The following is a 14,089-nucleotide window of genomic DNA, read 5'->3' as shown; positions in this document are numbered from 1 at the left end:
CCCGCCGCCCGCCCGGCCCCGGCGCGCGGCCGGCCCGCCGCCCCGGCCCGCCCCGTCCGGGCGCACCCCGCACCATCCGGCTGGGCAGCCCCCGGCCGCGCCTGCGCATGGTCGGCCTCGCGCTGACCCTGGTGCTGGCCGCCTTCGTCGTACGGCTGCTCCAGGTGCAGGCCGTCGACGCCGGCACGTACTCCGCCAAGGCCGAGCAGAACCGCTACGTCGTCCACACCCTGCCCGCCGAGCGCGGCGGGATCACCGACCGCAACGGCGTCGCCCTCGCGACCACGGTGGACTCCTACGACATCACCGCCGACCCCACGATGTTCACCCGCGAGCAGCTCAAGGTCGGCGACGGGCCCGAGCAGGCGGCGGCACTCCTCGCGCCCATCCTCGGACAGGACCAGGAGGACCTGGCCGACCGGCTCCGCCCCGACAACAAGGAACTGCGCTACGTCCGCCTCGCCCGCAGCCGGACTCCGCAGGTCTGGAACCAGATCAAGGACCTGAAGACCGCGCTCACCACCAAGGCGGAGACGGACAAGACCGTGGTCAACGTCCTCGCCGGCGTCTTCGCCGACCCCAGCAGCAAGCGGGTCTACCCGGGCGGCGACCTCGCCGCGGGCATCCTCGGCTGGGTCGGCGCCGACGGCAAGGGCGGCGGCGGTCTGGAGCGGCAGCTGAACAAGACGCTGGCCGGCGAGGACGGCAAGATCCGCTACGCGCAGGCCGGCGGCCGCCAGGTGCCCACCGCGGGCTCCACCGAGACGCCCGCCGTGCCCGGCAGCGACATCGAGCTGACCATCGACCGCGACATCCAGTGGGCCGCGCAGAACGCCATCAGCGAGCAGGTGGAGAAGTCCAAGGCGGACGGCGGTTACGTCATCGTCCAGGACACCGCCACCGGTGAGATCCTCGCCATGGCCAACTCGCCGGGCTTCGACCCGGGCGACCTCGCCCACGCCGACCCCGACGCACTGGGCAACGCGGCCCTCCAGGACGCCTTCGAGCCCGGCTCCACCGCCAAGGTGATGTCGATGGCGGCCGTCCTGGAGGAGAACGCCGCCACCCCGGGCACCCACATCACCGTCCCCAACCGGCTCAAGCGCGGCGACCGGCTGTTCAAGGACGACATCGACCACCCGACCTGGTACCTCACGCTCAACGGCGTGCTCGCCAAGTCCAGCAACATCGGCACCATCATGGCCACCGGCGAGCTGGGCAAGACCCAGGCGGAGGCCAACCGGGTGCTCCACTCCTACCTGCGCAAGTTCGGCCTCGGCGGCTACAGCGGCCTCGGTTTCCCCGGCGAGACCAAGGGCATCCTCGCGCCGCCCGGCCAGTGGTCCACCTCGCAGCAGTACACGATCCCTTTCGGCCAGGGCGTCTCCGTGAACGCGCTCCAGGCGGCCTCCGTGTACTCGACCATCGCCAACGGCGGCGTACGCGTCGAACCCACGCTCGTACGCGGCACCAAGGACGACGACGGCGGCTTCACACCCGCGCCGGAACCCGAGAAGACGCGCGTGGTCAGCGAGAAGACGGCGAAGACCCTCTCGCGGATGCTGGAGTCCGTCGTGGACGACGAGGAGGGCACCGGCACCAAGGCCCGCATCCCGGGCTACCGGGTCGCGGGCAAGACGGGCACGGCCAACCGGGTGGATCCGGCCACCGGCAAATACCACGGCTACACCTCGTCGTTCGCCGGCTTCGCCCCCGCCGACAAGCCCCGTGTCACCGTCTACTGCGCCATCCAGAACGCCACCGAGGGCAGCTACTTCGGCGGCCAGATCTGCGGACCCATCTACAAACAGGTCATGGAGTTCGCCCTGAAGACCCTCCAGGTCCCCCCGACCGGGGCCGCCCCGGCGAACCTGCCGGTCACCTTCACACCCTGACCCGCACCGGGCAGCCCCCGCCCCGCACCGATCAGCCCCTTGCACCGATCAGCCCCCCGCACCGCGCAGACCTCCCGCCGAGCAGCCAGCCCGGACCCGGCCCCACCGGGCCAGCCCCGATCCAGTACCGAGCCACCAGGAACCACCCGTGACAACGATCACCCCCGACCCCGGGAACCACAGCAACCCCCGGGCCTCACTTCGCCCGGAGGCCGGTACTGCCGGTACGCTCACCGCCGTGCCACACCCTGATCAGTCCCAAACCACCCAGAAGGGCCACCCCGTGACCTACCCGGGACCGCCCCGGCCGGTGCGGATCTCCGCCACACCCCTCGCGGAACTCGCCGATCAGCTGGGTGTCGCCGCGCCGGACGACGAGGCCGGGGTCACGGGCATCACCCATGACTCGCGCGCCGTCCGCCCCGGTGACCTGTACGCCGCCCTTCCCGGAGCCCGCGCCCACGGCGCCGACTTCGTCACCCAGGCCGCGGGCCTCGGTGCCGCCGCCGCGCTGACCGACCCGGCCGGCGCGGAGCGCGTCGCCGCCGCCGGACTGCCGGCCCTCGTCGTCGACGACCCGCGCGCGCGGATGGGCGAGCTGGCGGCCACGATCTACGGCCACCCCGGCCGCGACCTGCTCCAGATCGGCATCACCGGCACCTCCGGCAAGACCACCACCGCCTACCTCGTCGAGGGCGGTCTGCGCACGGAGAAGTCCACCGGGCTGATCGGCACGGTCGAGATGCGCATCGGCGACGAGCGCATCAAGTCGGAGCGGACCACGCCCGAGGCCACCGACCTCCAGGCGCTCTTCGCGGTGATGCGCGAGCGCGGCACCGAGGCGGTCGCCATGGAGGTGTCCAGTCACGCCCTGGTGCTCGGCCGGGTCGACGCCTGCGTCTTCGACGTCGCGGTCTTCACCAACCTCAGCCCGGAGCACATGGAGTTCCACTCCGGCATGGAGGACTACTTCCAGGCCAAGGCGCAGCTCTTCACGCCCCGGCGCAGCAGGCTCGGCGTGGTCAACATCGACGACGAGTACGGGCGCCGCCTCGCCAAGGAGGCCACCGTCCCGGTCGTCACCTACTCCGCCGAGGGCCACCCGGACGCCGACTGGCGCGCGGACGAGGTCGAGGTCGGCCCGCTGGACTCGACGTTCACCGTCCTCGGCCCCAAGGACGAGCGGATCTCCGCCAAGTCGCCGCTGGCCGGGCCGTTCAACGTGGCGAACACCCTCGCCGCGATCGTCTCGCTCGCCGCCGCCGGGCTCGACCCGCAGACCGCCGCCGACGGCATCGCCGCCGTCCCCGGCGTACCGGGCCGCCTGGAGCGCGTGGACGAGGGCCAGCCCTACTTCGCGGTGGTCGACTACGCCCACAAGACCGACGCGGTCGAGTCGGTGCTGCGGGCCCTGCGCAAGGTGACCGAGGGCAGGCTGCACGCCGTGCTCGGCTGCGGCGGCGACCGGGACACCACCAAGCGCGGGCCGATGGGCGCGGCCGTCGCCCGTTTCGCCGACACCGCCGTACTGACCTCCGACAACCCCCGCTCCGAGGACCCGCTCGCGATCCTCGCCGTCATGCTGCAGGGCGCGGCCTCCGTGCCCGCGCACGAGCGCGGCGAGGTGCAGGTCTTCGAGGACCGGGCCGCCGCGATCGCCGCCGCCGTCGCCCGGGCCGAGCCCGGGGACACCGTGGTGGTGGCGGGCAAGGGCCACGAGCAGGGACAGGACATCGCCGGGGTGGTGCGCCCCTTCGACGACCGCGAGGTGCTGCGCGAAGCCATCCGGAAGTCGAAGGACTGACCCACCGCACCACCCAGACGATCCAGATGATCCAGATGGCTCAGACAACCCAGATGATCCAGGGGACGAACTTGTGATCACTCTCTCTCTCGCCGAGATCGCAGATGTCGTCGGCGGGCAGATGCACGACATACCGGACGCGTCCGCGCAGGTCACCGGGCCCGTCGTCCGGGACTCGCGGGAAGCGGGGCCGGGCAGCCTCTTCGTCGCCTTCGTCGGCGAGCGGGTGGACGGCCACGACTTCGCCCCGGCGGTCGTCGGGGCGGGCGCGGTCGCCGTGCTCGGCTCCCGCCCCGTCGGCGTGCCCGCGATCGTCGTGGACGACGTCCAGGCGGCCCTCGGCGCGCTCGCCCGGCACGTCGTACGGCGCCTGGGCACCACCCTGGTGGCCCTCACCGGGTCGGCCGGCAAGACCAGCACCAAGGACCTGATCGCCCAGGTCCTGCGCCGCAAGGCGCCCACGGTGTTCACGCCGGGCTCCCTCAACAACGAGATCGGGCTGCCGCTCACCGCGCTCACCGCCACCGAGGAGACGCGGTTCCTGGTCCTGGAGATGGGCGCCCGTGGCATCGGGCACATCCGCTACCTCTGCGAGCTGACCCCGCCGAGGATCGGCCTCGTCCTCAACGTCGGCTCCGCGCACATCGGCGAGTTCGGCGGCCGGGAGCAGATCGCGCAGGCCAAGGGCGAACTCGTCGAGGCGCTGCCGCCGGCCGCGGAGGGGGGCACCGCGATCCTCAACGCGGACGACCCCCTCGTACGGGCCATGGCCTCCCGAACGAAGGCGAAGGTGCTCCTTTTCGGAGAGTCCGGCGAAGCGGACGTTCGGGCCGAGAACGTGCGACTCACGGACAGCGGACAGCCTTCCTTCAGCCTTCACACACCCTCCGGTGCAAGCGATGTGACCATGCGCCTGTACGGTGAGCACCACGTGTCGAACGCGCTCGCCGCGGCCGCCGTCGCCCACGAGTTGGGCATGTCCGCGAACGAGATCGCCACCGCGCTCTCCGAAGCGGGCTCCCTCTCCCGGTGGCGCATGGAGGTCACTGAGCGCCCGGACGGCGTGACGGTCGTCAACGACGCCTACAACGCGAACCCCGAGTCCATGAAGGCCGCGCTGCGCGCGCTCGTGGCCATCGGAAAGGGGCGTCGTACGTGGGCGGTGCTCGGCAAGATGGCCGAGCTCGGGGACGAGGCGCTCGCCGAGCACGACGCGGTCGGACGGCTCGCCGTCCGGCTCAACGTCAGCAAGCTCGTCGCGGTCGGGGGCAGGGAAGCCCAATGGCTGCAACTGGGCGCATATAACGAGGGTTCGTGGGGTGAGGAGTCGGTGCACGTGTCCGACGCACAGGCGGCGGTCGACCTGTTGCGCAGCGAGTTGCGCCCGGGGGACGTCGTGCTCGTGAAGGCGTCCCGGTCGGTGGGTCTGGAGGGTGTCGCGACGGCGCTGCTCGAGACCGGCACCGAGGGTGAGGTTGCCGCCCGATGATGAAGCAGATCCTGTTCGCAGGAGTCATTGGCCTCTTCCTGACGCTGGTCGGCACGCCGCTGCTGATCAAGCTGCTGGCCCGCAAGGGCTACGGTCAGTACATCCGCGACGACGGCCCGCGCGAGCACGCCAGCAAGCGCGGTACGCCGACCATGGGCGGCATCGCCTTCATCCTCGCGACGGTCGCCGCCTACTTCCTCGCCAAGGTCATCACCAGCTACCTGGAACCCGACCCCGACGTCGACGCGGGGCCGACCTTCTCGGGTCTGCTGGTGCTCGGCCTGATGGTCGGCATGGGCCTCGTCGGCTTCCTGGACGACTACATCAAGATCGTCAAACGGCGTTCGCTGGGTCTGCGGGCCAAGGCGAAGATGGCCGGCCAGCTCATCGTCGGCATCGCCTTCGCGGTCCTCGCGCTGCAGTTCGCCGACAACCGCGGCAACACCCCGGCCTCCACCAAGCTGTCGTTCATCACCGACTTCGGCTGGACCATCGGACCGGTGCTGTTCGTCATCTGGGCGCTGTTCATGATCCTCGCCATGTCCAACGGCGTGAACCTGACCGACGGCCTGGACGGACTCGCCACCGGCGCCTCCGTCCTGGTCTTCGGCGCCTACACCTTCATCGGGGTCTGGCAGTTCCAGGAGTCCTGCGCCAACGCGCAGACCCTGACCAACCCCGGTGCCTGCTACGAGGTGAGGGACCCCCTGGACCTCGCGGTGGTCGCGTCCGCGCTGATGGGCGCCTGCCTCGGCTTCCTGTGGTGGAACACCTCGCCGGCCAAGATCTTCATGGGCGACACCGGTTCGCTCGCGCTCGGCGGTGTGCTCGCGGGTCTGGCGATCTGCTCGCGCACCGAACTGCTGATGGCCATCCTCGGCGGCCTGTTCGTCCTGATCACCATGTCCGTGGTCATCCAGGTCGGCTCCTTCCGCCTCACCGGGAAGCGGGTCTTCCGGATGGCGCCACTCCAGCACCACTTCGAACTCAAAGGCTGGTCCGAGGTCCTTGTCGTGGTCCGCTTCTGGATCATCCAGGGCATCTGCGTGATCGTCGGACTCGGCCTCTTCTACGCGGGATGGGCAGCGGACAAGTGACCTCCTCGGTGCCTTCGGAATTCAGCGGCAAGCACGTCACCGTCGCCGGACTCGGCGTCTCCGGCGTCCCGGCGGCCAAGGTGCTGCACGGGCTCGGCGCGCACGTCACCGTCGTCAACGACGGCGCCGACGAGCGGGCGCGGGCGCAGGCGGCCGAGCTGGAGGCGCTCGGCGTCACCGTCCGGCTCGGCGACGGCACAGCATCCGACAGCGGCTCCGCCGCGGGCCTGCCCGAAGGCACCGAGCTGATCGTCACCGCACCCGGCTGGAAGCCCACCAAGCCCCTGTTCACGGCGGCCGGGCAGGCCGGTGTCCCCGTCTGGGGCGACGTCGAACTCGCCTGGCGGCTGCGCGGCCTGGACGGCCGGAAGCCGGCGCCCTGGCTGGCGGTCACCGGCACCAACGGCAAGACCACCACCGTCCGGATGCTCGCCTCGATCCTGAAGGCGGCCGGTCTGCGCACCGCCGCCGTCGGCAACATCGGCGTCTCCCTCCTGGACGCGGTCACCGGCGACACCGAGTACGACGTCCTCGCCGTGGAGCTGTCCAGCTACCAGCTCCACTGGGCGCCCTCCCTGCGCGCCGACTCCGCCGCCGTGCTCAACCTGGCCCCGGACCACCTCGACTGGCACGGCTCCATGGAGGCCTACGCCGCCGACAAGGGCCGCATCTACGAGGGCAACCGGGTCGCCTGCGTCTACAACGCGGACGCCACCGACAAGCCGTCGACCGAGGACCTGGTCCGCGCCGCCGACGTCGAGGAGGGCTGCCGGGCGGTCGGCTTCACCCTGGGCACCCCGGCCCCCTCCCAACTCGGCGTCGTGGAGGGCCTGCTGGTCGACCGCGCCTTCGTCGAGGACCGCCACAAGAACGCCCAGGAGCTGGCCGAGGTCTCCGACGTCAACCCGCCGGCCCCGCACAACATCGCCAACGCCCTTGCCGCCGCCGCCCTCGCCCGCGCCCACGGCGTCCCCGCCTCCGCCGTACGCGACGGACTGCGGGCCTTCACCCCGGACGCCCACCGCATCGCGCACGTCGCCGACGTGGACGGGGTCGCGTACGTGGACGACTCCAAGGCCACCAACACCCACGCCACCGAGGCCTCCTTGGCGGCGTACGAGTCGATCGTCTGGATCGCCGGCGGGCTCGCCAAGGGAGCGACCTTCGACGACCTGGTCGCGGGCGCGGCGAAGCGGCTGCGCGGCGCCGTCCTCATCGGCGCCGACCGCGCCCTGATCCGCGAAGCCCTGTCGCGACACGCCCCGGAAGTACCCGTGGTCGACCTCGACCGGACCGACACTGGAGCGATGCTCCAGGCCGTCCAGGAGGCCCGGCGGCTCGCCGAGCCCGGTGACACGGTCCTGCTGGCCCCGGCCTGTGCCTCCATGGACATGTTCACCAACTACAACAAGCGCGGCGACGCGTTCGCGGAGGCCGTTCGCGAACTCGGCGCCTGACCCGGCCGCCTCCTGCGCCGGGCGACCTCGGGGAGGACGCGTGGGACGGTCCGTGCCGACGTGCATCGGGGGCAGCGATGCCCGGTAGTCCGCAGAGCCGTACCGGCCGTCCGCCCGTGCAGCGGGCCGTCCGGCGCCCCGCCGCACCCGGACCGCAGCAGGAGAACGCGCTGCTGCGCCTCTACCGGCGGCTGCGCCGCGCCTGGGACCGGCCGCTGACGGCGTACTACCTGATCTGCGGCGGCAGCGCGCTGATCACCGTGCTCGGCCTGGTGATGGTCTACTCGGCCTCCCAGATCACCGCGCTCCAGCTGTCGCTGTCCGGCTCGTACTTCTTCCGCAAGCAGGCCCTGGCCGCGCTGATCGGCGCCGCACTCCTCGTCGTCGCCATGCGGATGCCGGTCAAGCTGCACCGCGCGCTGGCCTACCCGATCCTCGCGGGCGCCGTCTTCCTGATGGTCCTGGTCCAGGTGCCGGGGATAGGAGTCGCGGTCAACGGCAACCAGAACTGGATCGCGCTGGGCGGCTCCTTCCAGATCCAGCCCAGCGAGTTCGGCAAGCTGGCCCTGGTGCTGTGGGGCGCCGACCTGCTGGCACGCAAGCAGGACAAGAAGCTGCTCGCGCAGTGGAAGCACATGCTGGTCCCCCTGGTGCCCGCCGCGTTCATGCTGCTCGGTCTGATCATGATCGGCGGCGACATGGGCACCGCGATCATCCTGACGGCGATCCTGTTCGGCCTGCTGTGGCTGGCCGGGGCGCCCACCCGGATGTTCGCGGGCGTGCTGTCGATCGCCCTGCTGCTCGGCTTCATCCTCATCAAGACCAGCGAGAACCGCATGGCCCGGCTGAACTGCCTCGGCGCCACCGATCCCGGCCCCGGCGACTCCTGCTGGCAGGCCGTGCACGGCATCTACGCCCTCGCCTCGGGCGGACTGTTCGGTTCCGGGCTCGGCGCCAGTGTGGAGAAATGGGGCCAACTCCCAGAAGCGCACACCGACTTCATTTTCGCCGTCACCGGTGAGGAACTGGGCCTGGCGGGCACACTGTCGGTGCTCGCCCTCTTCGCGGCTCTAGGCTATGCGGGTATCCGCGTGGCCGGACGCACGGAGGACCCGTTCGTGAGGTATGCCGCGGGAGGCGTGACCACCTGGATCACGGCCCAGGCCGTGATCAACATCGGTGCGGTCCTCGGGCTGCTGCCGATCGCCGGGGTCCCGCTCCCGCTGTTCTCCTACGGCGGTTCCGCCCTGTTGCCGACCATGTTCGCCATCGGTCTGCTGATCGCCTTCGCGCGTGACGAACCCGGTGCGCGGGCGGCGCTTGCGTTGCGGCAACCTCGCTTTGGTAGAAAGCGGGGGGCCAGGGGTCCCGCGGGCAAGCGGAATCCCCGGAGTTGGAACACGATGCGACGGCGTGCCTCTGCGGCGCGCTCGTCCGGAGAGCGGTGAATTTCGGTGCATGTCGTACTCGCCGGCGGAGGAACCGCGGGCCACATCGAGCCCGCGCTCGCCCTCGCGGACGCCCTGCGCAGGCAGGATCCCACCGTGGGGATCACGGCCCTGGGCACGGAACGCGGCCTGGAGACCCGCCTGGTGCCCGAGCGCGGCTACGAGCTGGCGCTCATCCCGGCCGTGCCGCTGCCGCGCAAGCCCACCCCCGAGCTGATCACCGTGCCGGGCCGGCTGCGGGGCACCATCAAGGCGACCGAGCAGGTCCTGGAACGCACCAAGGCGGACGCCGTGGTCGGCTTCGGCGGCTACGTCGCACTGCCCGGCTACCTCGCGGCCAAGCGGCTCGGCGTGCCGATCGTCGTCCACGAGGCCAACGCCCGCCCCGGCCTGGCCAACAAGATCGGCTCGCGCTACGCGGCGCAGGTGGCCGTCTCCACTCCCGACAGCAAGCTGCGCGACTCCCGCTACATCGGCATCCCGCTGCGCCGCTCCATCGCGACCCTCGACCGCGCCGCCGCCCGCCCCGAGGCCCGCGCCATGTTCGGGCTCGACCCCAACCTGCCCACGCTCCTCGTCACCGGCGGCTCGCAGGGCGCCCGCCGCCTCAACGAGGTGATCCAGCAGGTCGCGCCCTGGCTGCAGCAGGCCGGCATCCAGATCCTGCACGCGGTCGGCCCCAAGAACGAACTGCCGCAGGTCCACCAGATGCCGGGGATGCCCCCGTACATCCCGGTAAGTTATCTGGACCGGATGGACCTCGCGTACGCGGCGGCCGACATGATGCTCTGCCGCGCGGGTGCGATGACCGTCGCCGAACTCTCCGCCGTCGGGCTCCCGGCCGCCTACGTCCCGCTGCCCATCGGCAACGGCGAACAGCGGCTCAACGCCCAGCCGGTGGTCAAGGCCGGCGGCGGGCTGCTGGTCGACGACGCGGAACTCACGCCCGAGTGGCTGCAGCAGAACGTCCTGCCCGTGCTCGCCGACCCGCACCGGCTGTACGAGATGTCCCGGGCCGCCGCCGAGTTCGGCCGCCGGGACGCCGACGACCTCCTCGTCGGCATGGTGTACGAGGCGATCGCCGCCCGTGCGCACCGCTAGACACGTCTGACGGAAGGCAGGGAGCGTGGCCGGACCGACCACCGCCGAGCGCGGTGCACGCCAGCAGGAGTCGTCCGGCCCGCCGAGCACACGCCGGTTCCGCCCGCCCCGACTTCGTACGATCATCATCATCGCGGTCGCCCTCGTGGTTCTCGCGGGCGGCGCCGGCTGGCTGCTCTACGGGTCGAACTGGACGCGCGTGGAGGGCGTGTCGGTCTCCGGGACCCGCGTTCTGACGCCCGCGCAGGTGCGCGAGGCCGCCGACGTCCCGGTCGGAGAGCCGCTGGTGTCCGTGGACACCGGCGCCGTCGAGGAACGGCTGCGCCGGAAACTGCCCCGCATCGGCGAGGTCTCCGTAGAGCGTTCCTGGCCGCACGGAATCAGCCTCGAAGTGACGGAACGCACGCCGGTTCTCCTTGTGCAAAAGGGCGGAAAGTTCGTGGAAGTGGACGACGAAGGCGTCCGGTTCGCCACGGTTTCCAAGGCGCCGAAAGGCGTGCCCACCCTGGAATTGGAACCCGCCCCCTCCGGCTCCGCCGCGGCGAGCCTGCGCCGCTTCGACGAGGCCCGTCTGGTGCGCGAGGCGGTACGGGTGGCCGGCCGGCTCCCGGCCGCGGTCGCCCGGGACACACGGCTCGTCAAGGTCCGTTCCTACGACGACATCTCACTGGAGTTGACCGGCGGCCGGACCGTCGCGTGGGGGAGTGGTGAACAGGGCGTGCGCAAGGCGCGCACACTCACCGCGCTGATGAAAGCGACTCCGAAGGCCGGGCACTTCGATGTGAGTGTTCCCACCGCCCCCGCGTCATCGGAGAGTTGACGGGCATCTGTGCAGGCCAGCACCCTGACTGGGCAGCGCTACGGCTGATCACATAGGGTGAAAAGAAAAACGGGAGGTTCGGCGTGTTCGTTGAACGTGCGCCACTTGTCGACTTAGTGTCCTGTTCGGAAGAGTCCAAGGAACAGACACACTGGTAACCCTAAACTTCAGCGTTAGGGTTCGGGTCGGCACTACGGACCGTCCCAATCGGCATCAGTCGTCGGGTCGCGGGGGCATCAGTGCTTCGGCGGCCGGCGACACGTAACTCGAGGCGAGAGGCCTTCGACGTGGCAGCACCGCAGAACTACCTCGCAGTCATCAAAGTCATCGGTGTCGGCGGCGGTGGTGTCAATGCCATCAACCGGATGATCGAGGTCGGTCTCAAGGGCGTCGAGTTCATCGCCATCAACACCGATGCACAGGCACTGTTGATGAGCGACGCCGACGTCAAGCTCGACGTCGGCCGCGAACTCACCCGCGGACTCGGCGCCGGAGCCAACCCGGCCGTCGGCCGCAAGGCCGCCGAGGACCACCGCGAGGAGATCGAGGAGGTCCTCAAGGGGGCCGACATGGTCTTCGTGACAGCCGGTGAAGGCGGCGGCACCGGCACCGGCGGCGCGCCCGTCGTGGCCAACATCGCCCGTTCGCTGGGCGCCCTCACCATCGGCGTGGTCACCCGCCCGTTCACCTTCGAGGGGCGGCGCCGGGCCAACCAGGCCGAGGACGGCATCGCGGAACTCCGCGAAGAGGTCGACACCCTCATCGTCATCCCCAACGACCGGCTCCTGTCCATCTCGGACCGCCAGGTCAGCGTGCTCGACGCGTTCAAGTCCGCCGACCAGGTACTGCTCTCCGGTGTGCAGGGCATCACCGACCTCATCACCACGCCCGGCCTGATCAACCTGGACTTCGCCGACGTCAAGTCGGTCATGTCCGAGGCCGGTTCGGCCCTCATGGGCATCGGCTCGGCCCGCGGCGACGACCGCGCGGTGGCCGCGGCCGAGATGGCGATCTCCTCCCCGCTGCTCGAGGCGTCCATCGACGGCGCCCGCGGGGTCCTGCTCTCCATCTCCGGCGGCAGCGACCTCGGCCTGTTCGAGATCAACGAGGCCGCCCAACTGGTCAGCGAGGCCGCCCACCCCGAGGCCAACATCATCTTCGGTGCGGTCATCGACGACGCCCTCGGCGACGAGGTGCGGGTCACCGTGATCGCGGCCGGCTTCGACGGGGGCCAGCCGCCGTCCAAGCGGGACAACGTCCTCGGCTCCTCCTCGGCCAAGCGCGAGGAGGCCACCCCGGCCCGGCCGTCGGCCGAGAGCCGGCCGTCCTTCGGCCCGCTCGGCAGCGTCAAGCCGAAGGAGGACCCGGAGCAGGCGCCCGCGCCCGAGCCGGTCGCCGACCTGCCGCCGGTCTCCCCGCCGCCGGTCCCGCCGTCGCGGACCTACTCGGACAGCGCGGCCGAGGAACTGGACGTGCCGGACTTCCTGAAGTGATAGGACGGCGCGACACCGTGAACGGCGCGCACTTCGGCTTCACCGACCGGTGGGGCGGAGTGAGCGCCGTTCCGTACGAGGAGCTCAACCTCGGCGGCGCGGTCGGCGACGACCCCGCGGCCGTCACGGCCAACCGGGAGCTGGCGGCCAAGTCGCTGGGCGTCGACCCGGCCCGGGTGGTCTGGATGAACCAGGTGCACGGGGCCGACGCCGTCGTGGTCGACGCGCCCTGGGGCGACCGTCCGGTTCCGCGGGTCGACGCCGTCGTCACCGCCGAACGCGGACTCGCCCTCGCCGTCCTCACCGCGGACTGCGTGCCCGTCCTGCTCGCCGACCCCGTCGCCGGCGTGGCCGCCGCGGCCCACGCGGGCCGGCCCGGCCTGGTCGCCGGGGTCGTCCCCGCCGCCGTACGGGCCATGACCGGACTGGGCGCGGACCCAGCCCGGATCGTCGCCCGCACCGGTCCCGCCGTGTGCGGACGGTGCTACGAGGTGCCCGAGGCGATGCGCGCGGACGTCTCCGCGGTCGTACCGGCGGCGCACGCCGAGACCAGTTGGGGCACGCCGGCCCTCGACGTGAGCGCCGGCGTGCACGCCCAGCTCGAGGACCTCGGCGTGCGCGAGCGGGCGCAGTCGCCGGTGTGCACCCGGGAGTCGCAGGACCACTTCTCGTACCGGCGCGACCGCACCACCGGGCGGCTCGCGGGCTATGTGTGGCTGGACTGATGGGGCATGACGGACCGTAAGCACGAACTCGCCGCGAACCTGGCGAAAGTGGAAGAACGCATCACCGCTGCGTGTGCGGCGGCCGGCCGGCCGCGCGAGGACGTGACCCTCATCGTGGTCACCAAGACCTACCCCGCCGACGATGTGCGCATTCTCTCGGAACTGGGAGTGCGGCACGTCGCCGAGAACCGCGACCAGGACGCCGCTCCGAAGGCCGCCGCATGTTCGGACCTGTCGCTTTCATGGCATTTCGTCGGCCAGTTGCAGACCAACAAGGTTCGTTCGGTGGTCGGTTACGCGGATGTCGTGCAGTCTGTCGACCGGGCCAGGCTCGTCACGGCGCTGTCGAGGGAAGCGGTGCGGGCCGGACGCGAGGTGGGCTGCCTGGTGCAGGTCGCGCTCGACGCGAGGGAGGGCGCACGCGGGGAGCGCGGCGGCGTCCCGCCTGCCGGAATCGAAGAGTTGGCCGACCTCGTCGCCGGATCGGACGGGCTGCGTCTGGACGGACTGATGACCGTGGCCCCGCTCACCGGCGAGTTCGCGGGGCGTCAACAGGAGGCGTTCGAGTACCTCGTGGATGTGGCGACCCGCGTGCGCCGAACCCATCCGGCTGCGAACATGGTCTCCGCAGGCATGAGTGCGGACCTCGAACAGGCCGTGGCCGCCGGAGCGACACATGTACGCGTCGGTACCGCGGTACTCGGAGTCCGCCCCAGGCTCGGGTAACGTCGCCAAGAAGTCGGACCACAGCAGAAAATAT

11 protein-coding genes are annotated in these 14,089 nt (G+C 71.3%); all 11 read left to right on the top strand.

All coding sequences use genetic code 11. From position 1 onward, the window contains the following. Nucleotides 1-1,895 (top strand): peptidoglycan D,D-transpeptidase FtsI family protein (locus HZS56_RS23915; protein WP_253914750.1); only part of this gene is annotated, 1,895 nt, incomplete at its 5' end. 283 nt (nucleotides 1,896-2,178) lie between these two features. Next, nucleotides 2,179-3,699 carry a UDP-N-acetylmuramoyl-L-alanyl-D-glutamate--2,6-diaminopimelate ligase gene (locus HZS56_RS23910; RefSeq protein ID WP_216722827.1) on the top strand — a complete coding sequence of 507 codons (1,521 nt, stop codon included), beginning with the start codon at nucleotides 2,179-2,181 and terminating at the stop codon, nucleotides 3,697-3,699. 73 nt (nucleotides 3,700-3,772) lie between these two features. Further along, nucleotides 3,773-5,188, top strand: a complete 1,416-nt coding sequence (locus HZS56_RS23905; protein WP_216722826.1) for a UDP-N-acetylmuramoyl-tripeptide--D-alanyl-D-alanine ligase — start codon at nucleotides 3,773-3,775, stop codon at nucleotides 5,186-5,188. Further along, nucleotides 5,188-6,285, top strand: coding sequence for a phospho-N-acetylmuramoyl-pentapeptide-transferase (mraY, locus tag HZS56_RS23900; protein ID WP_216722830.1), 1,098 nt, complete (start codon nucleotides 5,188-5,190; stop codon nucleotides 6,283-6,285). The genes HZS56_RS23905 and mraY overlap by 1 nt, the downstream gene beginning before the upstream one ends. An 8-nt stretch (nucleotides 6,286-6,293) precedes the next feature. Further along, nucleotides 6,294-7,742 carry a UDP-N-acetylmuramoyl-L-alanine--D-glutamate ligase gene (gene murD, locus HZS56_RS23895; RefSeq protein WP_216722825.1) on the top strand — a complete coding sequence of 483 codons (1,449 nt, stop codon included), beginning with the start codon at nucleotides 6,294-6,296 and terminating at the stop codon, nucleotides 7,740-7,742. 77 nt (nucleotides 7,743-7,819) lie between these two features. After that, a complete protein-coding gene (gene ftsW, locus HZS56_RS23890) occupies nucleotides 7,820-9,190 on the top strand; it encodes a putative lipid II flippase FtsW (RefSeq protein ID WP_216722824.1) in 1,371 nt (456 codons plus the stop codon). Nucleotides 9,191-9,196: 6 nt separating this feature from the next. Then, nucleotides 9,197-10,291: an undecaprenyldiphospho-muramoylpentapeptide beta-N-acetylglucosaminyltransferase gene (gene murG, locus HZS56_RS23885; RefSeq protein ID WP_216722823.1), complete on the top strand. Its 1,095-nt coding sequence runs from the start codon at nucleotides 9,197-9,199 to the stop codon at nucleotides 10,289-10,291. 25 nt (nucleotides 10,292-10,316) lie between these two features. Next, on the top strand, nucleotides 10,317-11,111 hold the full coding sequence (gene ftsQ / locus HZS56_RS23880; protein WP_216722822.1) for a cell division protein FtsQ: 795 nt from the start codon (nucleotides 10,317-10,319) through the stop codon (nucleotides 11,109-11,111). 287 nt (nucleotides 11,112-11,398) lie between these two features. After that, nucleotides 11,399-12,604 carry a cell division protein FtsZ gene (ftsZ, locus tag HZS56_RS23875; RefSeq protein WP_216722821.1) on the top strand — a complete coding sequence of 402 codons (1,206 nt, stop codon included), beginning with the start codon at nucleotides 11,399-11,401 and terminating at the stop codon, nucleotides 12,602-12,604. Then, the gene (pgeF, locus tag HZS56_RS23870) at nucleotides 12,601-13,329 is read left to right on the top strand and encodes a peptidoglycan editing factor PgeF (protein ID WP_216722820.1); all 729 of its coding nucleotides are present in this window, start codon (nucleotides 12,601-12,603) and stop codon (nucleotides 13,327-13,329) included. Before ftsZ ends, pgeF begins: the two co-directional genes overlap by 4 nt. A gap of 6 nt (nucleotides 13,330-13,335) precedes the next feature. Then, nucleotides 13,336-14,055 carry a YggS family pyridoxal phosphate-dependent enzyme gene (locus HZS56_RS23865; protein ID WP_216722819.1) on the top strand — a complete coding sequence of 240 codons (720 nt, stop codon included), beginning with the start codon at nucleotides 13,336-13,338 and terminating at the stop codon, nucleotides 14,053-14,055. Nucleotides 14,056-14,089: the final 34 nt, after the last annotated feature.

Source organism: Streptomyces mayonensis (assembly GCF_018982965.1).
Classification (GTDB): Bacteria; Actinomycetota; Actinomycetes; order Streptomycetales; family Streptomycetaceae; genus Streptomyces; species Streptomyces mayonensis.
Note: the sequence above shows the minus strand (reverse complement) of the source record. Positions and strands in the feature narration are given on the sequence as shown.